Genomic DNA, 25,458 nt, shown 5'->3' on the forward strand with positions numbered 1-25,458 from the left:
GCTTCGGAACGTACGCTTCTTTCAGAAATTTGTGAAGTTAAGGAAGCGTATGAAGTCCCGTTAGGGTGGTGACCATGACGGATGCGGTGGAGCGGGACCCGGAGGCGGTCTCACGGTTCGTGGAGCGGTTCGCGGCGCAGCTCGTCGAGGCGGGGCTGCCGCGTATGCCGGCCCGGGTCTTCTCGGCGCTGCTCGCATCCGACAGCGGTGCTCTGACCTCCGCCGAACTGGGCGAGCGGCTCCAGGTCAGCCCGGCGGCCGTCTCGGGGGCGGTGCGCTACCTGGCGCAGGTGCACATGCTGTCGCGCGAGCGGGAGCCCGGCTCGCGGCGGGAGCGGTACCGGGTCCACTCCGACCAGTGGTACCAGGCGCTCACCAACCGCGAGGCGATCATCAAACGCTGGGAGGACGCCCTGCGCGAGGGAGTGGCCAGCCTGGGCGCCGGGACGCCGGCGGGACACAGGCTGGCCGAGACCCTCGCGTTCTTCGAGTTCATCGAGAAGGACGTGGCGGAGATGATGGAACGCTGGAAGTCCCACCGTGCCAGGCTCTTCGGGGCCTAGCGCTCCTTCGTCTCCTCCAGCACCGTCCGCCCCAGCAGCAGATACCGCTCCGGCGACCGCCGCTTCAGGTACTGCGCGTACCCGATGCCCAGCGCCGCGACGGCCGCCACCAGCCACGGCGTGGCCTTCAGTACCAGCGAACCGGACTCCGTGCCGGCCGCCGCGCTCATGTTGGAGACCAGCAGGACGACCACGGCGAGCATGGCGATGCCGCCGACCAGCGGGGCCGTGAGGGTCCGGAACCAGTGGCGGCTCTCCGGGTGGTGCGTGCGGAAGTACGCCAGCACCGCGAAGGAGCACACGGCCTGCACGATCAGGATCGCCATGGTGCCGAGGATGGCGAGCAGGACGTACGTGCCGCTGTACGGGTCCTTGCCGGCCGCCCAGAACGCCAGCAGGAGTACGGCCGTCACGATCGTCTGCACCAGGCCCGCGACGTGCGGAGAGCCGTGCCGGGGGTGGGTGCGGCCGACCGTGTTCTTCAGTGAGGGCAGGACGCCCTCGCGGCCCAGCGCGTACATGTAGCGGGCGGCGCAGTTGTGGAAGGCCATGCCGCAGGCCAGCGAGCCGGTGATCATCAGCCACTGCATGACGTCGACCGCCCAGTGGCCGACGTACTGCTCGGTGGGTCCGAAGAAGAGCTGCAGGGGGTTGTCGGTGGCGACCTTGACGGCGTTCGACTCGCCGGTGCCCGAGATGGCCATCCAGGAGACGAAGACGTAGAAGACGCCGACGCCCAGGACCGAGATCATCGTCGCCTTGGGGATGATCTTCTTCGGGTTGCGGGACTCCTCGCCGTACATCGCCGTCGACTCGAAGCCGACCCAGGACCAGAAGGCGAAGAAGAGACCGAGGCCGGCGGACGTGCCCTTGAAGGCGTTGACGGGGTTGACCGGGTCGAGGCTGAAGCCGTTGGGGCCGCCGCCGTGGAAGGCGACCGAGACCGCCATCGCGGCGAGGATCGTCACCTCGGTGGCCAGGAGTACGACGAGGAGCTTCTCGGCGACCGAGACACCGAACCAGGTGCCCATCGCGTTGACCGCGAGCATCAGGATCGCGAACGCCCACCAGGGGATGTGCACCCCGGTCTGGTCCTTCAGTGTCCCCGTCGCGAACGTCGAGAAGATGCCGATGAGCGCCGGCTCGAAGACGACGTACGCGAAGGTGGCGAGCAGCCCCGACGCCAGGCCCGCCGTGCGGCCGAGGCCGTAGGAGATGAAGCCGTAGAAGGCGCCGGTCGAGGTGATGTGCTTCGCCATCGAGGTGAAGCCGACGGAAAAGATTGCCAGGACGACCATTGCGACGAGGTAGCTCGCGGGTGCGCCGATGCCGTTGCCCGCCGACACCATGAAGGGCACGTTGCCCGTCATCGCGGTGATCGGCGCGGCGGTCGCCACGGCCATGAAGACCACGCCGAGCAGGCCGATGGCGTTGGGCTTCAGCCGGTGAACCGTGCCTGCCTCGTCCGTCCCCGCCGCCGGGGCGACTCCCTCATCCACTGCCATCGGGTGGCCCCTCTCCTTGTCCGTCCAGTACGTGCCGAACCGGAACTCTGTAGGCCGAATAAGTCGAGCAAGGGTCTGGGGGCGTTAAATGTTTGTCAACCAGACCTTTAGAAATCTGACCGCAACACGCGGCTCGTAGCGTCGTCGCCATGAGCTACACGTCCGTTCTCGGCGGTCGACACCACCGCTTCGACACCCTCGCCCGTCTGCTCGCCGCCGCGAGTTCCGAGCGCTCCGGCGACCGGCTGGCGGGACTCGCGGCCGCCTCCGAACAGGAGCGGGTGGCCGCGCGCTGGTCGCTGGCCGACGTGCCGCTCGCGGAGTTCCTGGCCGAGCCGCTGATCCCGTACGAGACGGACGACGTGACGCGGCTGATCCTCGACACGCACGACGCGACCGCCTTCGCGCCCGTGGCGGGGCTGACGGTGGGCGAGTTCCGGGAGTGGCTGCTGTCTCCCGCGGCCGACGCGGAGGCGCTGGCCGCCCTCGCGCCCGGGCTCACGCCCGAGATGGTCGCCGCGGTCTCCAAGCTGATGGGCAACGCGGACCTGGTCGCGGTGGCCCGCAAGGTGCGCGTGGTCACCGCGTTCCGTTCCACGATCGGGCTGCCGGGACGGCTGGCGACCCGGCTCCAGCCCAACCACCCGACCGACGACCCGGCGGGCGTGGCGGCGGCCCTCCTCGACGGGCTGCTGCTGGGCTCCGGCGACGCGGTGATCGGCATCAACCCGGCGACCGACAGCCCCAGGGCCGTACGGGACCTGCTGGAACTGCTCGACGGGGTGATCCAGAGGTACGCGATCCCCACCCAGTCCTGTGTGCTGTCCCATGTCACGACGAGCGTGGACCTCATGGCCCGGGGCGCCCCGGTCGACCTGGTCTTCCAGTCGATCGCGGGGACACAGGCGGCGAACGCGTCCTTCGGGGTGACGCTGGGCCTGCTCGACGAGGCGTACGAGGCGGCGCTGAAACTGGAGCGGGGGACCGTCGGGCACAACGTCATGTACTTCGAGACCGGGCAGGGCAGCGCCCTGTCGGCGGGTGCCCACCACGGCGTGGACCAGCAGACGGTGGAGGCCCGGGCGTACGCGGTGGCGCGGCGCTACGACCCACTGCTCGTGAACACGGTCGTCGGCTTCATCGGCCCGGAGTACCTCTACGACGGCCGGCAGATCCTGCGCGCCGCCCTGGAGGACCACTTGTGCGGCAAGCTCCTCGGCCTGCCCATGGGCCTGGACATCTGCTACACCAACCACGCCGACGCGGACGACGACGACATCGCCACGATGCTCACGATGCTCGGCGTGGCCGGCGCGTCCTTCGTGATCTGCACACCGGGCGGCGACGACATCATGCTCAACTACCAGTCCGCCTCGTACCACGACGCGTTGTACCTCCGGGAGGTCCTGGGCCTGCGCCCGGCACCGGAGTTCGAGGCGTGGCTGGCGTCGATCGGGCTGCTGGACGAGCGGGGGGCGATCAGGGGCGCGGCGGGCGGACATCCGCTGACGGCCATCGGAAGGGAGCTCGCGGCATGAGCGGCACGAGTCACAGTGGCACCGGTCAAGTCGCCCTGGGAGAGGGTGAGTTGTGGTCGTCCCTGCGTCGCCACACGCAGGCCCGGATCGGGCTGGGCCGCTCCGGCTCCGCGCTGCCCACCCGGCACCGGCTCGAACTCCAGGCCGCGCACGCGGCGGCCCGGGACGCGGTGCACTCGCCGTTCGACCCGAACGCGGTGGCGGCGGGGCTGGCGGGGATGCCGACGGTACGGGTCCGTAGTGCGGCCCCCGATCGGCTGACGTATCTCCAACGACCGGATCTGGGACGCCGGCTGCACGCCACCGACCGGGCGCATCTGCCGGTGGGGGAGTGGGACGTGGTCTTCGTCGTCGCCGACGGGCTGTCCAGCCGGGCGGTGCACGAGCATGCGGCGGCGGTCGTACGGCGGACGGTGGAGCGTCTGCCGTCGTGGGCCGTCGCTCCGGTGGTCCTCGCCGAGCAGGCTCGCGTGGCGCTGGGTGACGACATCGCCTCCGCGATGGGGGCGGTCATGGTGGTGGTGCTGGTCGGGGAACGTCCCGGGATGTCGGCGGCGGACTCGCTGGGGGCGTACCTGACGTACCGGCCGGTGCGGGGTGTGACCACTGACGCCGACCGCAATTGTCTGTCGAACATCCGGCCGCCGGCGGGGCTCTCCTACGAGGGGGCGGCAGGGAAGCTGGCGGGGCTGATGGGGCGGGCCCGGGAGCTGGGTGCCACGGGGGTGGCGCTGAAGGACGAGTCGGACGCGGTGGCTCCGCCGGCGTAGGGCCTCGTTCTCTCCTCGACGCCGGGCGGGCTGGAATCAGCCCGTCCGGCGTTTGACGTTCTCAACGGCACCGGGTCCTGTGACTCAGGTCTCATCGTGCGCGTGCAGCAGATCCTGGGCTGTCTCCGTCGAGGAGGGGTGACAGGAAGGGAGGAGCGTGTGGAGACGGATTTCGACGGTTTCGTCGCCGCCCGGTCGGCATCGCTGTTCCGGGGCGCCCTGGTCCTGACGGGGAACCGCGACGCTGCCGAGGACCTGGTCCAGGAGACCCTGGAGCGGGCCTGCCGCAAGTGGCGCGCGATCTCCGCCAAGGACGCCCCGGAGGCCTATGTGCGGCGGATCATGGTCAACCTGGCCAACGACCGCTGGCGCCGCTTCCGCCGTACGACTCCGCAGGCGGACGGCCCCGACCGGGCCGCCCGCGGCGACGAGTACGGACAGGTCGACAGCAGGGACCAGTTGGTGCGCGCACTGCAGCAACTGCCCATGCGGATGCGGACGGTCGTGGTGCTTCGCTACTTCCACGACCTCTCGGACACCGAGATCGCGGCCGACCTGGGCGTCTCGCCGAGCACGGTGCGCTCCCAGCTCGCCCGGGGGATCGAGAAGCTCAGAAACCAGTTCCCCGCACTCTCCGACCCTTCACCACGGCAGCACACGGAAGGAATCCGATGACTTCGTACGGCGACGCGCGGCCTTCTGGCTGCACACCTTTCGAAGAGGAACTGATGAACGCCATGAACGGCTACGCGAACTCCGCCGAGACACCCGACTTCGACGCGCCGACGATCATGCGCCGCACCCGGCGCCGCCGGACCATCGGCATCGCCGCCGTCGCCGCCGCCCTCCTCGTGGGTGGTGGGGGAACCGCTCTGGCCACCTCGGTCGCGGGCGGCTCGCACCAGGCGGCGAGCAGCACGGTCACCAAGAGCGACGCCACCACCCTGCTGTTCGACGATCACGGGGTGACCATTCCGATCGACTTCTCGCGCCTGGACCTGGTGTTCGCGAAGCAGCAGCTCCTGAAGACGCAGACCAAGCTCGGCACCGTCACGAAGAAGGCCGTCAAGAACTGCAAGCCCGGTTCGGTGGTGGGTGTCGACCCGCACGCCCCGAAGATCGTCAAGTCCGGCGACACGGTCAACCTGACCCTCTGCTCCGGCTGATCCTCTTCCGGCTGATCCGAGACGCCCGCCCCTGCGCCAATCAGGGGCGGGCGTCCGTCACATCGTCGCAGTAGCCGGGAAGTACAGCCTGCTGTACCTCGAACCGGGTGGACTGCGGGATCGGCCGAGGGGGGTCCTGATCCATAGCGTCGGTGGGGCGACGGCAGAAGCCGTGCACGAGGCCCGAGTTGAGGACGAGCGATGACGCACCCGAACCCCTACCGGCTGACCGACCCGCCCGCCGACGACCCGAGCGGCGTCTCCCGCGGGGACGTCCTGCGCTCCGTGCTGTGGGCGGTGGTGGTGGTCAGCACCGTCGCCAACATGGCCGCCTCCTACGGCGGAGCCCGCACCTGGGTGCACCTGCTGTGCGGTGCCGTCACCGTGCTCTGTGCCGGCACCCTGGTCGTGCGCAACCTGCGGGGACGCAAGTGAGCGCCCCCGTCGCGCCGCTCACCGCGCAGCAGACGCCCGCCATCGCGCTGGAGCGGGTCAGCAAGACGTACGCGGGCGGAGTGCGGGCCCTGGACGACGTGTCGCTCAGCGTGCGGCGCGGCGCCTTCCTCGCCGTCATGGGCCCCTCCGGCTCCGGCAAGAGCACCCTGATGCACTGTGCCGCCGGGCTCGACTCCCCGACCACGGGCAGCATCCGTATCGACGGCCACGAGATCGCCGGGCTCAACGAGACCCGCCGCACCGAACTGCGCCGCGAGCGCGTCGGTTTCGTCTTCCAGGCCTACAACCTGATCCCCTCCCTCAGCATCGAGGACAACATCACGCTGCCGCTGCGCCTCGCGGGCCGCCGGCCCGACGCCGACTGGCTGCGCACCCTGGTCGAGCGGGTCGGCCTGGCCGACCGGCTCACCCACCGCCCGGCCGAGCTCTCCGGCGGCCAGCAGCAACGGGCCGCCGTCGTACGGGCGTTGGCGGCCCGTCCGGCCGTCGTGTTCGCGGACGAGCCGACCGGCGCGCTCGACCTGCGCAGCGCCCACCAGGTCCTCGACCTGCTGCGCTCCCTCGTCGACGACCTGGGTCAGACGGTCGTGATGGTCACCCACGACCCCGCCGCCGCGGCCCGGGCCCACCGCACCCTCGTCATGGCAGACGGCTGCGTGGTCGACGCCCTGGACGCCCCCACCGCGCCCGAACTCGCGGACCGGCTCGTCGCGTTGGCGGGGAGGTAGCACCATGTTCCATCTAGCGGTCCGTATGGCCGCCCACCGGATCACCGCACTGCTCGCCGTGGCCTGCGCGGTCCTCGGCGGCGCCACGCTCATCACGGCCACCGCCGTCCTCGCGGAGTCCGGCGTGCGTTCCCATCTGCCGCCCGGCCGCCTCGCCGGCGCGGACGTCGTGGTGGCGGCCGACCAGGAGTTCCATCCGAGCGGCGACCTGCCCGTCGCCCTGCCCGAGCGCGCCACCGTCCCGGCCCGGCTCACAGACCGGCTGGCCGGGCTGCCCGGCGTCACCGCCGCGGTCGGCGCCGTCGACTTCCCGGCGGCTCTCGTCGACGCCCACGGCCGGGTCGTACCCGCCGGGGAAGACCCTCGGACGGCGGGCCACGGCTGGTCCTCGACGAAGCTGCTGGCCGCGCCGCACATCGAGGGCCGTGCCCCGGCCGGTCCCGGCGAGATCGCCGTCGACACCGCCACCGCGGCGGCCGCCGGGATCAAGGCGGGCGACCGCGTCCAGGTCGTCGCGGACGGCCGCACCGCCACGCCGTACCGCGTCTCCGCCGTGGTCGGCACACCGGGCGCGGGCGTCTTCTTCGCCGACGCCACCGCCGTACGGCTCTCCGGCCGGGCCGGCGACGGGCCGCGTGCCGGCACCGTCGACCTGATCGGCCTGAAGAGCGCGCCCGGCACCGCTGATCGGGTCACCGAGGCGGCCCGCCGGCAGGTGGCCGGCACCGGCCTGAAGGTCGTCACCGGACAGGACCGGGGCAACGCGGTGTCGCCCGGCGTGGGCGCGGCCCGCTCGCTGCTCGTGCTGCTGTCCGGTTCGCTCGCCGGGATCGTGCTGCTCATCACCGGGTTCGTCACGGCGGGCGCGCTGGGCGTGGCGGTCGCCGGGCAGCGCCGCGACCTGGCGCTGATGCGGGCGGTGGGCGCGACGCCGAGGCAGATACGGCGACTGGCCGCCGCGCAGTCGTCCGTCGTGGCGGGAGTGGCCCTCGTCCCCGGCGTGGCGCTCGGCTACCTGCTCGCGGGCCGGTTCCACGACGTACTGGCGCACCGGGGCGTCCTGCCCAGCGAACTCCCCCTGACCCTCAGCCCGTTGCCCGCCCTCGCCACCTTGGTGCTGACCGCCGCCTCCGTGCAGCTGTCCGCCCGGGCCGCGTCCTGGCGCACCTCGCGCATGCCGGCCACCGAGGCGGTCGCCGAGTCCCGCAGCGAACCGCGCACCCCGTCCCGCGTGCGCACCCGCGCCGGCCTGCTGCTCTTCGCCGCCGCGAGCACCATGTCCGTCGTCCCGCTGTTCTCGCGCACCGTCATCGGCGCCTCGGCCACGTCCCTCGCCGGCATCCTCGGCGCGATCGGTCTGGCCCTGGCCGGACCCGCCCTCATCAAGGCGCTGGGCAACGCGGCGGCCCGGCGCACCCGTGCCGGGGTCTCCGCGCCGACCTGGCTCGCGATGGCCAACCTGCGCGCCTACGCCCAGCGCAACGCCGGGATCGTCAGCCCCCTCGCGATGGCGGTCGTCTTCGTCCTGACGTACACCTTCGCCCAGACCACCGTCATGGCCGCCACCTCCCACGACACGGACACCGGCACGCTCGCCCCGTACCGGCTCACCGCACCGGCGCTGGGCGGTCTGCCCGAGGGCACGCTCACCGCCGTACGGAACACGCCGGGCGTACGGGCGGCCGCGCCGGTCACCACGACCACGGCCGTGTGGCAGTACGAGCAGTTCGGCGAGCCCGACAGCGAGGCCGCCTCCGCGATGATCCTCACGCCGGACGTGACGGACGTCCTCGACCTCGGCGTACGGGACGGCGGCCTCGACCGGCTCACCGGTGCCACCGTGGCCGTGAGCGGCGACGCGGCCCGCACCCGCGGGGCCGGGATCGGGAGCCGGGTGCACCTGGTCCTCGGCGACGGGACGCGGGTCGTCGCACGGGTCGTCGCCGTCTACTCCCGGGGCCTGGGCTTCGGCCCGATCGTCCTCTCCCGGGACCTTGCGGCCGGTCATACGACGACGGACCTGGCCCAGAGCGTGCTCGCGCGCACCGACGGCACGGCCGATGCCGGACACCGGCTCGCGGCGCTGGCCACCGCGCATCCCGGTCTGACCCTGACCACCACGCGGGCCACGCACGGCGGGAGCGACACCCCGCCCGAGGTGTGGATCAACCTGGTCGTGATCGTGGTGCTCCTCGCCTACCTGCTGCTGAGCATCGCGAACAAGCTGGTCGCGGCGACGGCCCAGCGCCGCACGGAACTCGCGGCCCTGCGGCTGGGCGGCACCACGCCCCGCCAGATCCGCGCGATGATGCGCCGCGAGGCCGCGGTCATCGCCGCCGCCGCGCTCACCGGAGGTCTGCTGCTGTCCGCGCTGCCGCTGGCGCTACTGGGGGAGGGCTTCCTCGGCCGTCCCTGGCCCGCCGGCCCGGTCTGGCTCCTGCCGGCCGCCGCGCTCACGGTCATGCTCACGGCGTTCCTCACCACCGAACTCCCCACCCGCCGCGCCCTGCGCATGCCACCGGCGGAGGTGATCCGCGCGCAGTGAGGTCGGCGTCTCTGATGCACCGACCGGCGCTGCGCTGCCCCCGCCCCTCACCGCCCCGGCAACACCAACCCCAGCGCCCCCTCCCGCACCGTCCACGTCCGTCTCCGTACCGGTCCCGCCACCCCCGCGTCCGCGCGGTAGCGGAAGTCCGCCCCGGTGACGGTCACCGTCCTGCCGGTGGCCAGCAGCGGGGACGCCTCCGCGCCCACCGACAGCGGGCGTACCTCCACCGAGGCCAGGCCGCCGCCGGAGCCGGGGGTCACCGAGACCGCCTCCAGGGGCTGGTCCAGGTCCACCAGCGTGACCCCGTCGACCTCCACCCGCAGCCGCGAGGGCGCGGGAAAGGCGAGCGCGGTCTCCCGGGCGGGCCGGGCCGGCACCAGGGTCCGTACGAGGGACTGGCAGGTCCGCAGCCAGGGCCGGGCGGCCTCCATGGGCTCCTCCCGGGCGGCCGGCGCGGGTATCCGCAGGGCGCCGAGGACCACCCCGTCGCTGTCGTCCACGAGCATGTCAAGGCGTCGCTCGGCCCCGTCCAGGACCGCCCGCGCGGCCGCCACCGCCCCCGTCGGCACCCCGAGGGCGTGCGCGACTCCGAGCATCGACCCCACCGGCACCACCGACAGCACACATTCGGCCAGCTCCCGCTGCCGGTGCAGCAGCACCACCGCCCGCATCAGCGCACGGTCGTCCCCGACGACCACCGGCCGCCGCGAGCCGCGCCGCGCCAGCGCCCGGGCGAACTCCTCGGGTCCGTCCGGCAGACACACCTTCGTCGCCGCACCCGCGCTGAGCACGTCTTTCACGATTCGTACGGACTCGCCGTCCGTCTGCCGGGCGACCGGGTCGATCACCACCAGCAGGTGATCAAAAGTCGCGGAAGTCGCCACCTCGGCCATGCCTCGCTTCCTCGGGTAGCATCTTTGTGCAAGAGCCCCTTGCGCTATTGCGCCAGGGGCTTCGTCTATTCCGGGGCATCCGGGTCCGACGGGCAGCGGCCGACGACGGCCGTGGTGCACGCGACGGAGGAACCGTACGCGTACGCCCCCGACCTTGGACATGCCCCGCCCGGAAGGGGTGTACGCGCGTGCCCGCACTTGTGCTGCTCGGTGCTCAGTGGGGTGACGAAGGCAAGGGAAAGGCAACCGACCTGCTCGGTGGCTCGGTGGACTATGTGGTGCGATACCAGGGCGGCAACAACGCCGGCCACACGGTAGTCGTGGGCGATCAGAAGTACGCCCTCCACCTCCTCCCTTCCGGAATCCTGTCTCCGGGGTGCACCCCGGTCATCGGCAACGGTGTCGTCGTCGATCCGTCGGTCCTGTTCTCCGAGCTGAACGGACTGAACGACCGCGGCGTCGACACCTCCAAGCTCCTGATCAGTGGTAACGCCCACGTCATCACGCCCTACAACGTCACCGTCGACAAGGTGACGGAACGCTTCCTCGGAAAGCGCAAGATCGGCACGACGGGGCGCGGCATCGGACCGACCTACGCCGACAAGATCAACCGCGTGGGCATCCGCATCCAGGACCTGTACGACGAGTCGATCCTGACCCAGAAGGTCGAGGCGGCCCTCGACGGCAAGAACCAGCTTTTGACCAAGGTCTTCAACCGCCGCGCCATAGAGGTCGGGCAGGTCGTCGAGGAGCTGCTGGGCTACGCGGACCGGCTCAAGCCCTACGTCGCCGACACGGTCCTGGTGCTCAACCAGGCCCTGGAGCAGGACAAGGTCGTCCTGTTCGAGGGCGGCCAGGGCACGCTCCTGGACATCGACCACGGCACGTACCCCTTCGTCACCTCCAGCAATCCCACCGCGGGCGGAGCGTGCACGGGTGCGGGCGTCGGCCCCACGAAGATCAGCCGGGTCATCGGCATCCTCAAGGCCTACACGACCCGGGTCGGTTCGGGCCCGTTCCCGACCGAGCTGTTCGACGAGGACGGCGACGCGCTGCGCCGCATCGGCGGTGAGCGGGGTGTCACCACCGGCCGTGACCGTCGCTGCGGCTGGTTCGACGCGGTGATCGCCCGGTACGCGACCCGCGTCAACGGCCTCACCGACTTCTTCCTCACCAAGCTCGACGTCCTCACCGGCTGGGAGCAGATCCCGGTCTGTGTCGCGTACGAGATCGACGGCGAGCGCGTCGAGGAACTCCCGTACTCCCAGACCGACTTCCACCACGCGAAGCCGGTCTACGAGTACCTCCCGGGCTGGAGCGAGGACATCAGCAAGGCGAAGTCCTTCTCCGACCTCCCGAAGAACGCCCAGGACTACGTGAAGGCGCTGGAGGAGATGTCCGGCGCCCCGATCTCCGCGATCGGCGTGGGCCCGGGCCGGGACGAGACGATCGAGATCAACTCGTTCCTGTAAATCCCTTTTGTTCGAAGGCTGTTGGGCCGGTCATGGACTTCCTTGACCGGCCCATGGCTTGCTCCTGGTTCCGCGGGCAACCGGCGGGACGGGACTATCTACGCGGGTAGTTCCGTCGCGCCTCCCTCTCGCCCGCCTTCCCCTTCCAGGAGTCCTTCCATGCCCGTCAGTCCCCTGAACCGCCGTGCGTTCGTGAAGAAGTCGGCCGTCACCGGCGCGGCCGTGGCCGTCGCGGGGGCGGCGGGAGCCCCCGCCGCCCAGGCCGCCGATCACCAGCCGGTGAAGAAGAACCGCACCTGGTCGTTCTCCGTCCTCGGCACCACCGACCTGCACAGCCACGTCTTCGACTGGGACTACTACCTGGACAAGGCCTACTCCGACAGCAAGGGCAACTCCGTCGGCGTCGCCCGGGTGGCCACGCTCATCAAGCAGCAGCGTGCCGCCAAGGGCGAGGAGCACGTGCTGCTCGTCGACGCCGGCGACATCATCCAGGGCACCTCACTGGCGTACTACTTCGCGCGCGTGCAGCCCATCACCGCCAAGGGCGCCCCGAAGCACCCGATGGCCGTCGCCATGAACCACATGCGCTACGACGCCGCCGCCCTCGGCAACCACGAGTTCAACTACGGCATCGAGGTGCTCAGGAAGTTCGAGAGCCAGTGCCGCTTCCCGCTGCTCGGGGCCAACGCCCTGGACGCGAAGACGCTGAAGCCCGCCTTCCAGCCGTACACCGTGAAGCGGATCTGCGTGCCGGGCGCCCCCGACATCAAGGTCGGCATCCTCGGCCTCACCAACCCCGGAATCGCCCTGTGGGACAAGGACAACGTCAGCGGGAAGATGGTCTTCCCGGGCCTGGTCGAGCAGGCGAAGAAGTACGTGCCCCGGCTGCGCGCGCTCGGCTGTGACGTCGTCTTCCTGACCGACCACTCGGGGCTCGACGGTTCCTCGTCGTACGGCGACGAGCTTCCGTACGTCGAGAACGCCTCCAACCTCGTCGCCCAGCAGGTCCCCGGCATCGACGCGATCCTGGTCGGCCACACCCACGTCGAGGTGCCGTCGTACACGGTCAAGAACGAGGAGACCGGCGAGGACGTGCTGCTGTCCGAGCCGTACTGCTGGGGCTACCGGCTCAGCGTCTTCGACTTCGAGCTGGAACTCGTGCGCGGGCAGTGGAAGGTGACCAAGAAGACCGCCCAGACCCTGAACCCCAACACGGTCGACGAGGACCCGGAGATCAAGAAGCTCCTGGAGGCCGACCACGAGCTGGTCGTGAAGTACGTCAACACGGCCGTCGGCACCTGCACCGAGGACCTCTCCGCGGCGGAATCCTGCTGGAAGGACGTCCCCATCATGGACTTCATCCACCAGGTCCAGATGGACACCGTCAAGGCGGGCCTGTCGGCCTCCGACGCGGCCCTCCCGCTGATCTCGGTCGCCGCGCCCTTCTCCCGCACCGCCGACATCCCCGCGGGCAGCGTCACCATCAAGGACATCGCCGGGCTCTACATCTACGACAACACCCTCTACGGCAAGAAGCTCACCGGCGCCCAGCTCAAGGACTACCTGGAGTACGCGGCGAAGTACTACCACCAGGTGCCGGCGGGCACGGCCGTGGACACCTCGACGCTGACCAACGCCAACAGCTTCTGGGACTACATGTACGACACCGCCGCGGGCGTCTCGTACGACATCGACATCGCACAGGCGGAGGGCTCGCGGATCAAGAACCTGGCCTACGGCGGGACTCCGGTCACCGCCGACCAGGTCTTCGTCGTCGCCGTCAACAACTACCGCGCCAACGGCGGCTCCGGCTACCCGCACATCGCCGCCGCGGACATCGCCTACAGCTCCACCAACGAGATCCGCCAGCTGATGATCGACTACGTGACCTCGAAGGGCGCGCTGGACCCGAAGGACTTCGCGGTCACCAACTGGAAGCTGACGCAGGGCGGCACGCCCGTGTTCTGACGGGGACTCCGGTCGGCGGGCCGAAGTCCCCTTCACCGCCGGCCGGTTCAGCAGCCGGTCGCCCAGATGTGGGAGTCACCGCGGTCGTTGGCCACGCCGTTGTAACCGGCCCTGCCGTTCGACGAGATCCCCCCGGTGATCGACAAGACCCCGGCGGTCACCCGGCATCCGGCCGGCTGGACCCGTCGCCGGCCAAGGGCGCCCCCACGCCCACCGGAGACGCCTCACGGCGGCACCGGGTCGTGCACACTGCCGTAGGCCACCGCCCGGTTCGCGGTGACCCGGTCACGCCACTCCTGCCCACGGTGCTTGAACACCACGGCGGCGTCCAGCAGGTACCGGCCGTGCGGGGCGTTGGCCAGGTGCGTCCACCCCCACCACGCCCCGCGCCGGCGCTGCCTGAATCCGCAGGGCAGGGGCGGCGGGCGGGCTGTACCTAGGGCCTCGGGAACTCCGCCGCGTGCGCCCGCGCCCACCGGGCGAACGTCCGTGCCGGGCGCCCCAGCACCTTCTCGGCCGTCGGCAGCACCTCCGAGCCCCGGTCGCCGTCCAGGGTGCGCCGCATGATGGCGTCGACGACCTCGGGAGGGAAGCCGTAGCGAGACATACCGGCGCGGGCGGCGTCGGTGGACACAGGGCGGACGCGCAGGTCGCGGCCCAGGACCTCGCCGAGAACCGCCAGCTCCTCCGTGGGGGTGAGGGACTGCGGGCCGCTCAACTCGTAAACGGCATCCGTGTGTTCGCCCGTGGTGAGGGCCAGTGCCGCGATCTCCGCCAGGTCCGACGGGTCGATGCTCGCCGCCGGGCGGTCCGCGAAGGGGATCGCCACCTCGTCGCCGGTCCGCAACTGCCCGGCCCACTGAAGGGCGTTGGACATGAAGCGGCCCGGGCGCAGCAGGGTCCAGGCGAAACCGCGGGCCGGGTCGGTCACCGCCGCCTCCGCCGTGCGCTGCCAGCGGGCGATCGGGTCGTCGCCCGTCCCGCCGTCCAGCGTGGACAGCTTCACCACCCGCCGTACTCCCGCGCGTTCCGCCGCCGCGGCGAGCGCGAGGTCATGGGTGGGCTCGGGGGCCGTACCCACCGCCTGCGCCGACATCAGGAAGGCCCCGCCCACGCCCGCGAAGGCCGCGGCAAGGCTCTCCGGGTCCGCCGCGTCGCCGTACACCGCCTCCGCGTCGGCGGGGAACCGGGCTTGTGCCGGCCACCGGGTCATCGCGCGCACCGGCTCCCCGGCCGCCGCGAGCAGCCGTACCAGCTCGCTCCCCACGTGGCCCGTCGCTCCGGTCACCAGGATCATCGCCGTCTCCCCTCATGGATGGCTCGTGGATGAACCCAGCGTGCGCGCGGAGGCGGCGGTCGACGTCGCACCGGGGGAGGCCGTGCGGCTGCTCCCGCGGGAGTAGCCAGGCAGAAATGCCGCATACAGGCATATTCTTGGACTGTGCATCTCTGCGTGTCGATCCGGAGAAGGTGAGTGCGATGCGCGTACTGCTCAAGGTGTCCATGGACACGGAGAAGGCGAACGAGGCCATCAGCCACGGAACCCTGTCGAAGCTGATCGAGGCGTCGATGGAGCAGATCAAGCCCGAGGCGACCTACTTCACCGCCGAGAACGGTCAGCGCACCGCCTACATGGTCTTCGACATGCAGGACAGCTCACTGATGCCGGTGATCAGTGAGCCGTTCTTCCAGAACCTGGGTGCCAAGGTCACCTACACCCCGGTGATGAACTACGAGGACGTGCAGAAGGGGCTCTCCCAGCTGGGGCGCTGACCTCAGCTGAAGATGATCATCGAGCCCTGGGCGAGACTCCGGGTCGCCGCCGCGTGCAGCCCCAGCCAGACATGACGTTCCCGGGCGAAGGGGCTGGGATCGTACGGCGCGGGGACGGCCGGCTCCTCCAGTTCCGTGGGGGCGCGCGGCGGCTCGGGGGGCGCCGGGGGGTTGGCCGGGTCGATGCCGATCACCGGGGCCACGAACTCCAGCTCCCGCAACAGGGCCTGCGAGGAGCCCAACGGGCCGCCGCCCGCGAGGAGTTCCTCGCTGGCCAGCGGGTGCGGGAAGTCGACGGGGACGTACGCGCCCGCGTGGTCGTAGTGCCAGACCAGATGGGACTGCTGGGCCGTCGTCTCGAACATCTCCAGCAACTGCTCGTAGTCACCGCCGAGTTCGTCGACCGGGGTGACCGGGAGCCCGCAGACCTGGAGCAGATAGGCGCGGCGCAGGAAGTGCAGGGCGTCGTAGTCGAACCCGGCCACCGGGGCGACCTCGCCGGACAGGCCCGGCATGTACTGGTACACCGGCACCGGCGGCAACCCGGCCTCGGCGAGCACCTTGTTGTATTGCGCGAGTTCCTCGGCGAACGGGTTGTCCGGGGTGTGGCACAACACGTCGACGAGCGGGACCAGCCACAGGTCACAGGCCAAAAGACAGCTCCTCGGATACTCGCGGTGCGCGGATGTCTTCACACGGTGGTCAGGGAAGGGTAGTCGCTGAAGTGCCGGGTCGGGGCCCCTCGTGCGGGTCGTGCTGGTCCTTTACCCGTGCCGGAGGCGCTCAGTCGGCGGTGAGGCCCTCGATGAGAGTCAGATAGTGGCCGTTGTAGGCGGTGAGGAGCTTGCGGGCGGTCGTGGTGTCCCGCCGGTACAGGGCGTCGGCGACCTCGGGGTGCCCGGACCACAGGCTGCCGCGCAGATCGGTGAGCCGGCGCAGGTGCTGGACCGTGCACACCCAGGTCTGCACCCGCAGCCGGTGCAGGAAGTCGGCGAGGTAGGGGTTGCCGAACAGGATGCTCAGCTCGCGCCAGAAGCGCAGGTCGTAGCCGATCAGTACGGTCAGGTCGCCCGCGACGGCGGCCCGCTGGGCCTCCTCGCCGCGCCGCCGTACGCCCGCCACGGCCGCGGCGGTGCGGGGCTCGTCGAGCTGCTGGAAGATGCGGTGGCCGGCTTCGAGCGCCTGGAACATGCCGTCCGTGACCAGGCTGCGGGCCTCGATCATGCCGTGGAAGTCGGCGAGGGAGTACTCGTGCACATGGAAGCCGCGGTGCTGGTCGGCCTCCAGGAGCCCCTGCGCCGACAGGTCGACGAGGGCCTCGCGCACCGGGGTGGCGGAGACGCCGTACTGCTCGGCGATCTCCTTCACCGTGAACTCCTGCCCCGGCTGGAGCCGCCCGGCCAGCACCTCGTCCCGCAGCGCGTCCGCGATCTGCTGCCGCAGCGTACTGCGGGTGACGGCACCGTTGCTGCTGCTGCCGGGCATCGTCGGGCGCCTCCCTCGCGCAGGTGCAGATGGCGTGCTCGTACATATGTATACGAGCACGCCACCTTACGCGTTCGAACGCCGGGAGTGCTTACTCCGTGTACTCGTCCGCCACGGAGAGCGCGCTGTCCAGGGCGGCCAGCCCCTCCTTCAGCTCCGCCTCGCTGACGTTGCACGGCGGCACCACGTGCGTCCGGTTCATGTTGACGAAGGGCCAGATGCCCTGCTTCTTCGCGGCGGCCCCGAACGCGGCCATCGGGGCGTTCGCCTCACCCGCCGCGTTGTAGGGCACGAGCGGCTCGCGGGTCTCCCTGTTCTTCACCAGCTCCAGCGCCCAGAACATGCCGACGCCGCGCACCTCGCCGATGCTCGGGTGCCGCTCGGCGAGCTCCCGGAGCGCGGGCTCCAGGACGGCCGTACCGAGGTGCCCGGCGTTGTCGACGACGCCCTCCTCCGCCATGACGTTGATCGTCGCGACGGCGGCGGCACAGGCGAGGGGGTGCCCGGAGTAGGTGAGGCCGCCGGGGTAGGGCCGCTTGCCGAAGGTGTCGGCGATCTTCTGCGAGATGGCGACCCCGCCGAGCGGCACGTATCCGCTGTTGACGCCCTTGGCGAAGGTCATCAGGTCGGGGGTGACGTCGAACAGGTCGGCGGCGAACCACTCACCGGTGCGTCCGAACCCGGCCATGACCTCGTCCAGGATGAAGACGATGCCGTACTTGTCGCAGATCTCGCGGACACCGGCGAGGTAGCCGGGCGGCGGGACCATGATCCCCGCGGTGCCGGGGATGGTCTCCAGGATGATCGCGGCGACGGTGGCCGGACCCTCGAAGGCGATCGTCGTCTCCAGGTGCTCCAGCGCCCGCGCGGTCTCCTGCTCCTCCGTCTCGGCGTAGAAGCGGGACCGGTACAGGAAGGGTGCCCAGAAGTGCACGACCCCGGCGGAGGCGCTGTCGGAGGCCCAGCGGCGCGGATCCCCGGTGAGGTTGACGGCCTGCTGGGTGCCACCGTGGTACGACCGGTAGGCGGAGAGCACCTTGGCCCGCCCGGTGTGCAGCCGGGCCATCCGGACGGCGTGCTCGACCGCGTCGGCACCGCCGTTGGTGAAGAAGATCTTGTCCAGGTCCCCGGGCGTCCGCTCGGCGATCAGCCGGGCAGCCTCCGACCGCGCCTCGATCGCGAAGGCGGGCGCGAAGGTCGTCAGCGTGGCCGCCTGCTCCTGTATCGCGGCGACGACCTTCGGGTGCTGGTAGCCGATGTTGGTGTAGACGAGCCCGCTGGTGAAGTCGAGATAGCGGTTCCCGTCGTAGTCCCAGAAGTACGACCCCTCCGCACCGGCGACGGCGAGCGGGTCGATGAGCTCCTGCGCGGACCAGGAGTGGAACACATGAGCACGGTCCGCGGCCTTCACGGCGGCGCCGACCTCGGGGCGGGGCTGAGGGGTCATACGAGTGAGCGTAAATGTCCGCGATGCGGAAGCGGTATGGGCGTCCTGTCTGTGGACGGCGGGTTTCCACGACAGGTTGTCCAGGGCTCCACCATTGACAGCTTGCTGTCGTGATGACAGCATATTGTCATCTAGGTGGTAGTCAAGGCCCGGGTCCGAGGAGGCAGCCATGAGCCGCAAGCCTGTGCATCTCGCCGTGTACGACACCTACGCCGACTGGGAGACGGGGTACGCCACGGCCTATCTCGCCCGCGCCGGGTACGAGATCCGGACGGCCGGCCCCACGCGGGAGCCGGTGACCTCCGTCGGGGGGTTGCGGGTGCAGCCCGCGTGCGCCCTGGACGACGTACGGCCGTCCGAGAGCTCCCTGCTGATCCTGCCGGGCGCCGATCTCTGGACAGAGACATCAGCCGCTGACGCGGCGGGCGGCGACGACCTCGCCCCCTTCGCCCGCAAGGCGCGGGAGTTCCTCGACGCCGGGGTTCCCGTCGCTGCGATCTGCGGCGCCACCGCGGGGCTCGCGCGCGAGGGGCTGCTGGACGACCGGGAGCACACCAGCGCCGTGTCCTTCTATCTGGCGGCCACGGGGTACGGCGGCGGCGAGCGGTACGCCGACGCGGACGCCGTCACCGACCGCGGGCTGATCACCGCCGGGCCCACCGAGCCCGTGGCGTTCGCCCGGGAGATCTTCCGGTTGCTCGGGGTGTACGACGGCGAGGTGCTGGACGCCTGGTACCGGCTGTTCCACGACTCCGACGCGGAGGCGTACGCCGTGCTGGAGAAGGCGCAGGCGTCCGGATGAGCCGGGAGCGACAGGATCTGCTCAGCCGCAGCGCGCTCGGGGTGTTCCGGCTCAACGGCCAGTTCCTCACCGTCGCCGAGGAGTTGGCCGGGCCGTCCGGGCTCACCGCCGCCTGGTGGCAGGTGCTCGGCGCGGTGCTCGGACAGCCGCTGCCGGTCGCCGGGATCGCCCGGGAGATGGGCATCACCCGGCAGAGCGTGCAGCGCATCGCCGATCTGCTGGTGGCGCGGGGGCTGGCCGAGTACCGGCCCAACCCCGCCCACCGGCGCGCCAAGCTCCTCGCGCCGACGGAGGAGGGGCTGGCCGCCGTGCGGCGGATCGGCCCGGGCCACGCGGCCTTCGCCGACCGGCTCGCGGAGGCCTTCGGGGAGTCCGAACTCGCGGAAGCCGTAGGGGTTTTGGAGCGGCTGTCCAAGGTACTGGACCAGATCTCGACGGGGGACGGACAGACGTAGACACTGGTCTTCTGTCGGGCAGGTGTGCGGTATCGGGGGAGGGCCTGCGATGGACGAGCCGGAGGAACACGCCTCTGCCGACCCTGAACACCACGACTCCCGGGAACGCCACTCGTCCGGCACGTACCTGGCCCCGTACGTGCCGGAGCCGGAGCCGGAGGGGGATGCGGGGTACCGCAGCCGTTCCGTCACGGCCGCCCTCGTCGCCGTCGCGCTGGTGGTCGCCGTGGGTGCCGGCGGCACGGTCTACGCCGTCCTGGGCGACGGCCCCGGCGAGACACCGACCGCTCCCTCGGCGCCTGCCTCGCCCTGAAATCCCCTCCCGCGTACGCCGGTTGAACGTCGGACGAACTTCGTCCCACCAACCCACGGGGCTCGCTCGTACAGCCGTACGGTGATCGTACGAGCGAACTGCGGGAGTTGCGGGGGCACCCACAGTGGAGTGGTTGAGTGCGGAGAACGTCGTGGCGGTGGGTACCGCCTTCCTCGGCATCGTCGCGTCCGGGGTCATGGTCTGGTACGAGCGCCGGGTGCCGCGCCGCAAGCGCATCGGCTACCGCGTCCAGATGGACAATCCGATCGGCGACGACGTGCGGCGCGGGCGGGCCAACGTGAGACTTGGCCTCTTCGACGAGGCACCGGACATGTCGGACGCCACTCTCGTCCTCCTCCGCATAGAGAACGACGGCTCGCAGGGCATCGACCGCGACGACTACACGGGCCCCGAACGGCACGGCCTCACCGCGGTGTTCAGCGACCGCACGGTCCGCGGCGTCTCGGTCACCCAGCCGATCGACACCGACCACCTCATGGACCACTTCACCCCCGACCGGGGCTTCGGCTACGAGGGCAACCGGCTGCGCATCCCGCGCGTCCCGCTCAACCGCGGCGAGCACTACAAGCTGCTCGTGCTGCTGTCCGGCGGCGACGTGGGCCGTCCGATCCGGATGACCGGCGGCATCCGGGACGGCGAGGTGCACCCCAACCGCAGCGCCACCCCCGACGAGATCCCGCCCGTCCTCAGCCCGGCGGCACGGATCTTCACCGGGCTGCTCACCCTCTCCGTCCTCGTCCTCGCCACGATCGTCGTCGCCCGTGACGACACCCCGCCCCCGCTCGGCTGCGAGACGGGCACGGTGACGGTGACCGGCTCCACCGCCTTCGCCCCGGTGATCGCGACCCTCGCGAAGGAGTACGAGAAGGACTGCGAGGGCGCCGACATCACCGTCGAGGCGCGCGGCAGTGAGGCCGGGGTGTCCGCGCTCGCCGCGACCGGTGCCCGTTCGGCGAAGGACGCCCGGTCCGTGATCGCCTTCTCGGACGGCCCGATGGGCGACCGGCTGGGCCTGCACGGCGAGAAGATCGCCCTCTCGGTCTTCACCCTCGTCGTCAACGACGGCATCGACCTCGGCTCGCGCGGTCTGACCCGGGCCGAGGTGGAGCGCCTCTACCGGGGCGAGGTCAGGCGTTGGAGCGACCTGAACGCCTCCCGCCCCGCCGGTCTCCCGCGCCTGCCCGATCTGCCGGTCGTCCTGGTCAGCCGGGACGCGTACTCGGGGACCCGGCAGATCTTCCAGGACCGGGTGCTGGCGGGCGCCTGGGAGATGACCCCTACGACGTCCCTGGACTGCGACCCGCTGACGGACAAGGCGGTGGCCGCTGCCGCCCGCGCCCCTGTCACGCGCTGCGAACTCGCTTCCACGAAGGACGTGCTGGACAAGGTCGCCGCCCAGCCCGGCGCCCTCGGCTACAGCGAACTCACCCTGGCCACCGGCCACAAGGGCGTACGCCGCGTGCCGCTGGACGGCCGGGCGGCCTCGGCGGACCAGCTCGGCCAGTACCCCTACCGGGGCGTCGAGTACGCCTACACGTACCGCTCCCCGACCCCCGGTTCCCTCACCGCCGGCTTCCTCGCCTACCTCGACGAGGGCACGAGCCAGGACGTGATCCGCGAGCAGGGACATCTGCCGTGCGGGCGGGCGGCGGGGCTGTGCGACTGAGCCTGTGCTGAGCGAGGGTCACCTGGGCTCGGGCGGGCGCTGCCGGGGCATGTTCGGGCGGGCGGGCGGACCCGGCGGCAGGGGGAACCGGCCCTGGGCGGCACCCGGGTCCTGACGGCCGCCGGACGTCACCGCCCCCTGGATGCCCATCGGGGCCGAGCCGTTGCGGAACTCCACGATCCAGTCGGCGGTCTCCACCCGGATCAGCTCCGTCACGTCCTCCGAGAAGCGGCGCAGCACCCCCAGACAGCGCTCGGTCGCCTCCGCCGCCGTGCCCTCCGCCGGCCCGAGCACCTCCCGCACACTCTCCGAGGCCCAGTCGAACTGCAAGGCCAGAAGACGGCGCTGGACGGCCTGTGCGGTGGCCACGTCCCTTATCCAGCCGGACGTCACTCCGAAGTACCGGTCGACGGCGACGCAGGCCACCGCGACCAGCAGTCCGAGATACCCCCAGGGCGCGACCCCTGCTCCGGCCACCCCCGTCAGATCCAGCAAGGGCAGCACGGCCCCGGTCACCGCCCCCGCCGCGGCCCCGCCCCGCAGGGCCCGCGCACCCCGTCGCTTCCACACCCGGTCCGCGAGATACCAGGCCGCCGTCTCCAGCGCGCCGTGCTCCACCCACCGGTACAGCTCGTCCAGCCGCACGGCGGGCTCGCCCCAGTCCCCGAGCGGAAACGTCCGCCCGGCCAGATCGGCCCGCCCGTCCTGTGGCAGGCCCTCGGGCTGCATCTCCGGCTGACCCACCCGGCGCTCCCTACTGATCGGTCACCCTGCGTGACGCCTGATGCTGATGTGCCGGACCCTTCCTACCGCCCAATGGGTGGCGAAGGGGGTTCTTTGGTGACTTTTCCGCTCGGAAGAGGGCCTTGATCAGGTATAGGCCTCTACGTCGACTCACTCGAAAGAGTGCTGGGGCGACGGCCACGTGGAACACGTAGGCTCATCACAGACGGAAGACCAAGGCGGAAAGCACAGGAGCTGATCGTGATCCCCGGTGGTGGCCAGCCCAACATGCAGCAGCTGCTCCAGCAGGCCCAGAAGATGCAGCAGGACCTGGCGAACGCGCAGGAGGAACTCGGCAGGACCGAGGTCGACGGCCAGGCGGGCGGTGGTCTGGTGAAGGCCACCGTCACCGGCGCCGGAGAACTGCGCGCGCTGAAGATCGACCCGAAGGCGGTGGACCCGGAGGACACCGAGACCCTCGCCGACCTGATCGTGGCGGCGGTCCAGGCGGCCAACGAGAACGCCCAGACCCTCCAGCAGCAGAAGCTCGGCCCGCTCGCCCAGGGTCTCGGCGGCGGCAGCGGTATCCCCGGGCTGCCTTTCTAGGCGAGGGGCCTGTCTTTCACCGTGCCCGTCTTTCGTTGGCGGGCATCGGCCAACTAGCGTACGTACTGCAAGGAACCCCAGGAAGGACGGCAGTCCGTTGTACGAAGGCGTGGTTCAGGACCTCATCGACGAACTGGGGCGGCTGCCCGGCGTCGGTCCCAAGAGCGCCCAGCGGATCGCCTTCCACATCCTCCAGGCGGAGCCGACGGACGTACGGCGTCTCGCGCAGTGCCTGATGGAGGTCAAGGCGAAGGTCCGCTTCTGCGCGACCTGCGGCAACGTGGCACAGGAAGAGCTGTGCAACATCTGCCGCGACACCCGCCGCGACCTCTCCGTCATCTGTGTGGTGGAGGAGCCGAAGGACGTGGTCGCCATCGAGCGCACCCGTGAGTTCCGCGGCAAGTACCACGTCCTGGGCGGCGCGATCAGCCCGATCGAGGGTGTCGGTCCTGACGACCTGCGGATACGAGAACTTCTCGCGCGGTTGGCCGACGGTACGGTCACGGAGCTCATCCTGGCCACCGACCCGAACCTGGAGGGCGAGGCCACAGCGACGTACCTCGCCCGCATGATCAAGCCCATGGGCCTCAAGGTCACCCGCCTGGCCAGCGGCCTCCCGGTGGGTGGCGACCTGGAATACGCGGACGAGGTGACCCTCGGCCGCGCCTTCGAGGGGAGACGACTCCTAGATGTCTGACGCCACACTGCACGAGACCGCCCAGGACCCCGACGACTTCGCGGTCCAGATCGCCGACCAGGTCGAGAGCTTCCTGGTGGCCGTCATGGAGGTGGCGAAGGGCGACGAACCCGACTCGGCCGTCCCCTTCCTCCTCCTGGAGGTCTCCCAGCTCATGCTGGCCGGCGGCCGCCTGGGCGCCCACGAGGACATCGTCCCCGACGAGCGCTACGAGCCCGACACGGGCCCGGACGCCGACGTGGACGAACTCCGCGAGAACCTGGCCCGGCTGCTGGAGCCGATCGACGTCTACTCGGAGGTCTTCGACCCGTACGAGCCGCGCACCGCGCCGGTCCCGGCCCGTATCTCCGACGACCTGACCGACGTCATCACCGACCTGCGCCACGGCATGGCCCACTACCGCGCGGGCCGCACCTCGGAGGCGCTGTGGTGGTGGCAGTTCTCGTACTTCTCCAACTGGGGCTCCACGGCGTCGGCGACGCTGCGCGCGCTCCAGTCGGTCGTGGCGCATGTCCGCCTGAACCAGCCCCTGGAGGAACTGGACGGTCTCGACACCGACCAGGCGATCGGCGACGAGACGCTGGAGTTCGAGGCGGGCAAGGTGATGGTGGAGGAGATCGCGGGTCCGCTGGGGCTGCGATCCCCGAAGTAGCCTCTGGGTGACGCGGGTCAGGGGGGCGTGGCGTTGCTGTTCGGCGTCCGGAGGTCACTTCGTGGGTCTCCGACGCCGATGGGCGCGACCGTCGGCGCGGTCATTGAAAGGCCAGATCCCACAGTCCCTTTCCCACGGCCGTGACCCCGCCCAGCAGGGCGAGTGACAGCACCAGCAGGCGGGCCCGCCTCTCCGGCATCCGGGACGCGAGCCCCCTGCCGATCAGGCCGCCCGCGCCCATCGCCCCGATCACCAGGAGCCACCGCACTCCAGTGAGCTCCGGCACCCCGTTCGACGCCACCGAGAAGGCGTTCACGATCACGCCGTAGAACATCGCGTTCGGGACGAACTCCCGTACCGTCCAGCCCGCGTTGACGGCGTAGAGCGAGAACGGCGGGCCGCCCACCCCCGCCGCGGAGTTCATGAACCCGCCCGCCGCACCCGCGAACACGGCGCCTCGGGTGCCGCGCAGCGCCGCCACCCGGGCACCCCTCATGACGAGGAGCACCGCCGCCGTCACCAGGCTGCCCATGACCAACAGAAGCCAGGACTCGGGGAGCTGACGGGTCGTCCAGGTGCCCGCGGGGACCGCGCAGGCCGCTGCCAGACAGAAGGGGAGCATCGCGCGGGGTCGTACCAGGCGCCATCCGCCGGCCAGGCCGATCAGACAGATCACCCCGGCCGCGCAGTTGGCGAGTATCACGCCTTCCGCCGGGCCGAGGAGCAGGACCAGGGCCGGTACGGAGACCAGCGCGAAGCCCATACCGGTGAGCCACTGCACGGAGGAACCCAGCAGCACGATGGCCGTCAGCAGCACGTCACCTGTCACAGGCATGGTGTACCCCACTACACCGCGGGTTCGGGAGAGCACCCCCTCGTGGCGGCCCCCGCGAAACGGGATCGTTGATCTCACCAGGTCAACCGCTCCGTACCGAAGGAAAACCGCCATGAAGGCCCTGCTCTCCTCCACCCCCGTCCTCTGGTTCCTCTTCCTCTTCAACCTGGCCGTCGCCGCGGTCGCGCCGTTCGTCGTGGACGGAACGCAGGGAGTCATGACCGCCGTCGGAATGGGCGTGGTGTCGCTCGGCGCCGGGGTCAGCCTGCTGCGCGGACAGCGACCGAGCAGGCACGGTGCGTGAATTGGGGAGGTCCTGTCCCTCCGCTGTATCGCGGCTGCACGGGTCCTAACCAGCGCGAAGAGAGTCTGGAGC

28 protein-coding genes are annotated in these 25,458 nt (G+C 70.9%); 19 read left to right on the forward strand and 9 right to left on the reverse strand.

Annotated elements, in window-relative coordinates:
• Positions 1 to 74: 74 nt before the first annotated feature.
• Positions 75 to 563 (forward strand): GbsR/MarR family transcriptional regulator, encoded by a 489-nt coding sequence (locus tag BFN33_RS36680; RefSeq protein ID WP_069764714.1) that lies wholly within the window; start codon positions 75 to 77, stop codon positions 561 to 563.
• On the opposite strand, the gene BFN33_RS36685 is transcribed toward BFN33_RS36680, so the two are convergent.
• On the reverse strand, positions 560 to 2,068 hold the full coding sequence (locus BFN33_RS36685) for an APC family permease (RefSeq protein WP_069764509.1): 1,509 nt from the start codon (positions 2,066 to 2,068) through the stop codon (positions 560 to 562). The two genes, BFN33_RS36680 and BFN33_RS36685, sit on opposite strands and share 4 nt — an antisense overlap.
• Positions 2,069 to 2,217: 149 nt before the next feature.
• Between BFN33_RS36685 and BFN33_RS36690 the strand changes: the two genes are divergently transcribed.
• The 7 genes from BFN33_RS36690 to BFN33_RS36720 all read left to right on the forward strand — a co-directional run bounded on the left by BFN33_RS36690 (position 2,218) and on the right by BFN33_RS36720 (position 9,271).
• Positions 2,218 to 3,606, forward strand: coding sequence for an ethanolamine ammonia-lyase subunit EutB (locus BFN33_RS36690; protein WP_069764510.1), 1,389 nt, complete (start codon positions 2,218 to 2,220; stop codon positions 3,604 to 3,606).
• On the forward strand, positions 3,603 to 4,376 hold the full coding sequence (gene eutC / locus BFN33_RS36695) for an ethanolamine ammonia-lyase subunit EutC (protein ID WP_069764511.1): 774 nt from the start codon (positions 3,603 to 3,605) through the stop codon (positions 4,374 to 4,376). The genes BFN33_RS36690 and eutC overlap by 4 nt, the downstream gene beginning before the upstream one ends.
• Before the next feature lie 159 nt (positions 4,377 to 4,535).
• Positions 4,536 to 5,051, forward strand: a complete 516-nt coding sequence (locus BFN33_RS36700) for a SigE family RNA polymerase sigma factor (RefSeq protein ID WP_079141190.1) — start codon at positions 4,536 to 4,538, stop codon at positions 5,049 to 5,051.
• A 53-nt stretch (positions 5,052 to 5,104) separates the two neighbouring features.
• On the forward strand, positions 5,105 to 5,542 hold the full coding sequence (locus BFN33_RS36705; protein ID WP_256122957.1) for a hypothetical protein: 438 nt from the start codon (positions 5,105 to 5,107) through the stop codon (positions 5,540 to 5,542).
• A gap of 201 nt (positions 5,543 to 5,743) precedes the next feature.
• Positions 5,744 to 5,977, forward strand: coding sequence for a hypothetical protein (locus BFN33_RS36710; RefSeq protein ID WP_069764513.1), 234 nt, complete (start codon positions 5,744 to 5,746; stop codon positions 5,975 to 5,977).
• Complete coding sequence (locus BFN33_RS36715) at positions 5,974 to 6,726, forward strand: ABC transporter ATP-binding protein (RefSeq protein WP_069764514.1); 753 nt, start codon at positions 5,974 to 5,976, stop codon at positions 6,724 to 6,726. Before BFN33_RS36710 ends, BFN33_RS36715 begins: the two co-directional genes overlap by 4 nt.
• A 4-nt stretch (positions 6,727 to 6,730) precedes the next feature.
• Entirely contained in the window at positions 6,731 to 9,271 is a 2,541-nt protein-coding gene (locus BFN33_RS36720) for an FtsX-like permease family protein (RefSeq protein ID WP_069764515.1), read from the forward strand.
• 47 nt (positions 9,272 to 9,318) lie between these two features.
• Here BFN33_RS36720 and BFN33_RS36725 read toward each other — a convergent pair whose 3' ends face one another.
• Positions 9,319 to 10,167: a diacylglycerol kinase family protein gene (locus tag BFN33_RS36725; RefSeq protein WP_069764516.1), complete on the reverse strand. Its 849-nt coding sequence runs from the start codon at positions 10,165 to 10,167 to the stop codon at positions 9,319 to 9,321.
• A gap of 188 nt (positions 10,168 to 10,355) precedes the next feature.
• Here BFN33_RS36725 and BFN33_RS36730 point away from each other — a divergent pair, with 188 nt between their 5' ends.
• Positions 10,356 to 11,639 (forward strand): adenylosuccinate synthase, encoded by a 1,284-nt coding sequence (locus BFN33_RS36730; RefSeq protein ID WP_069764517.1) that lies wholly within the window; start codon positions 10,356 to 10,358, stop codon positions 11,637 to 11,639.
• A gap of 159 nt (positions 11,640 to 11,798) precedes the next feature.
• A complete protein-coding gene (locus BFN33_RS36735; protein WP_069764518.1) occupies positions 11,799 to 13,607 on the forward strand; it encodes a bifunctional UDP-sugar hydrolase/5'-nucleotidase in 1,809 nt (602 codons plus the stop codon).
• Positions 13,608 to 13,831: 224 nt separating this feature from the next.
• Here the strand turns inward: BFN33_RS36735 and BFN33_RS36740 are convergent, their stop codons facing one another.
• Complete coding sequence (locus BFN33_RS36740; RefSeq protein ID WP_069764519.1) at positions 13,832 to 14,083, reverse strand: hypothetical protein; 252 nt, start codon at positions 14,081 to 14,083, stop codon at positions 13,832 to 13,834.
• Positions 14,044 to 14,904, reverse strand: a complete 861-nt coding sequence (locus BFN33_RS36745; RefSeq protein ID WP_069764520.1) for an NAD(P)H-binding protein — start codon at positions 14,902 to 14,904, stop codon at positions 14,044 to 14,046. Before BFN33_RS36745 ends, BFN33_RS36740 begins: the two co-directional genes overlap by 40 nt.
• Positions 14,905 to 15,086: 182 nt before the next feature.
• Here BFN33_RS36745 and BFN33_RS36750 point away from each other — a divergent pair, with 182 nt between their 5' ends.
• On the forward strand, positions 15,087 to 15,380 hold the full coding sequence (locus BFN33_RS36750; protein WP_069764521.1) for a DUF3303 family protein: 294 nt from the start codon (positions 15,087 to 15,089) through the stop codon (positions 15,378 to 15,380).
• Between the two features lie 2 nt (positions 15,381 to 15,382).
• Here BFN33_RS36750 and BFN33_RS36755 read toward each other — a convergent pair whose 3' ends face one another.
• The 3 genes from BFN33_RS36755 to BFN33_RS36765 all read right to left on the reverse strand — a co-directional run bounded on the left by BFN33_RS36755 (position 15,383) and on the right by BFN33_RS36765 (position 18,312).
• Positions 15,383 to 16,033 (reverse strand): hypothetical protein, encoded by a 651-nt coding sequence (locus tag BFN33_RS36755; protein WP_069764522.1) that lies wholly within the window; start codon positions 16,031 to 16,033, stop codon positions 15,383 to 15,385.
• Between the two features lie 130 nt (positions 16,034 to 16,163).
• Complete coding sequence (locus BFN33_RS36760) at positions 16,164 to 16,865, reverse strand: GntR family transcriptional regulator (protein ID WP_069764523.1); 702 nt, start codon at positions 16,863 to 16,865, stop codon at positions 16,164 to 16,166.
• A gap of 91 nt (positions 16,866 to 16,956) precedes the next feature.
• Complete coding sequence (locus tag BFN33_RS36765) at positions 16,957 to 18,312, reverse strand: aspartate aminotransferase family protein (protein ID WP_069764524.1); 1,356 nt, start codon at positions 18,310 to 18,312, stop codon at positions 16,957 to 16,959.
• Between the two features lie 169 nt (positions 18,313 to 18,481).
• On the opposite strand from BFN33_RS36765, the gene BFN33_RS36770 reads away from it, so the two are divergent.
• The 4 genes from BFN33_RS36770 to BFN33_RS36785 all read left to right on the forward strand — a co-directional run bounded on the left by BFN33_RS36770 (position 18,482) and on the right by BFN33_RS36785 (position 21,569).
• On the forward strand, positions 18,482 to 19,114 hold the full coding sequence (locus tag BFN33_RS36770) for a type 1 glutamine amidotransferase family protein (RefSeq protein WP_069764525.1): 633 nt from the start codon (positions 18,482 to 18,484) through the stop codon (positions 19,112 to 19,114).
• A complete protein-coding gene (locus BFN33_RS36775; RefSeq protein ID WP_069764526.1) occupies positions 19,111 to 19,569 on the forward strand; it encodes a MarR family winged helix-turn-helix transcriptional regulator in 459 nt (152 codons plus the stop codon). Before BFN33_RS36770 ends, BFN33_RS36775 begins: the two co-directional genes overlap by 4 nt.
• A gap of 49 nt (positions 19,570 to 19,618) precedes the next feature.
• Positions 19,619 to 19,882: a hypothetical protein gene (locus BFN33_RS36780; RefSeq protein WP_069764527.1), complete on the forward strand. Its 264-nt coding sequence runs from the start codon at positions 19,619 to 19,621 to the stop codon at positions 19,880 to 19,882.
• Positions 19,883 to 20,006: 124 nt separating this feature from the next.
• Positions 20,007 to 21,569 carry a substrate-binding domain-containing protein gene (locus BFN33_RS36785; protein ID WP_069764528.1) on the forward strand — a complete coding sequence of 521 codons (1,563 nt, stop codon included), beginning with the start codon at positions 20,007 to 20,009 and terminating at the stop codon, positions 21,567 to 21,569.
• 18 nt (positions 21,570 to 21,587) lie between these two features.
• Here BFN33_RS36785 and BFN33_RS36790 read toward each other — a convergent pair whose 3' ends face one another.
• A complete protein-coding gene (locus tag BFN33_RS36790; RefSeq protein ID WP_069764529.1) occupies positions 21,588 to 22,313 on the reverse strand; it encodes an SLATT domain-containing protein in 726 nt (241 codons plus the stop codon).
• A 240-nt stretch (positions 22,314 to 22,553) separates the two neighbouring features.
• On the opposite strand from BFN33_RS36790, the gene BFN33_RS36795 reads away from it, so the two are divergent.
• The 3 genes from BFN33_RS36795 to BFN33_RS36805 all read left to right on the forward strand — a co-directional run bounded on the left by BFN33_RS36795 (position 22,554) and on the right by BFN33_RS36805 (position 24,247).
• Positions 22,554 to 22,898, forward strand: a complete 345-nt coding sequence (locus tag BFN33_RS36795; RefSeq protein ID WP_069764530.1) for a YbaB/EbfC family nucleoid-associated protein — start codon at positions 22,554 to 22,556, stop codon at positions 22,896 to 22,898.
• Positions 22,899 to 22,995: 97 nt separating this feature from the next.
• Positions 22,996 to 23,595 (forward strand): recombination mediator RecR, encoded by a 600-nt coding sequence (recR, locus tag BFN33_RS36800; RefSeq protein ID WP_020124031.1) that lies wholly within the window; start codon positions 22,996 to 22,998, stop codon positions 23,593 to 23,595.
• Positions 23,588 to 24,247, forward strand: a complete 660-nt coding sequence (locus BFN33_RS36805) for a DUF5063 domain-containing protein (protein WP_069764531.1) — start codon at positions 23,588 to 23,590, stop codon at positions 24,245 to 24,247. Before recR ends, BFN33_RS36805 begins: the two co-directional genes overlap by 8 nt.
• Positions 24,248 to 24,347: 100 nt before the next feature.
• Here BFN33_RS36805 and BFN33_RS36810 read toward each other — a convergent pair whose 3' ends face one another.
• A complete protein-coding gene (locus tag BFN33_RS36810) occupies positions 24,348 to 25,082 on the reverse strand; it encodes a sulfite exporter TauE/SafE family protein (protein WP_088245466.1) in 735 nt (244 codons plus the stop codon).
• 112 nt (positions 25,083 to 25,194) lie between these two features.
• Here BFN33_RS36810 and BFN33_RS36815 point away from each other — a divergent pair, with 112 nt between their 5' ends.
• Complete coding sequence (locus BFN33_RS36815) at positions 25,195 to 25,386, forward strand: hypothetical protein (protein WP_069764532.1); 192 nt, start codon at positions 25,195 to 25,197, stop codon at positions 25,384 to 25,386.
• The last annotated feature ends 72 nt before the right edge of the window (positions 25,387 to 25,458 follow it).

Origin of the sequence: Streptomyces sp. LUP47B (assembly GCF_001746295.1) — a bacterium.
GTDB lineage: Bacteria > Actinomycetota > Actinomycetes > Streptomycetales > Streptomycetaceae > Streptomyces.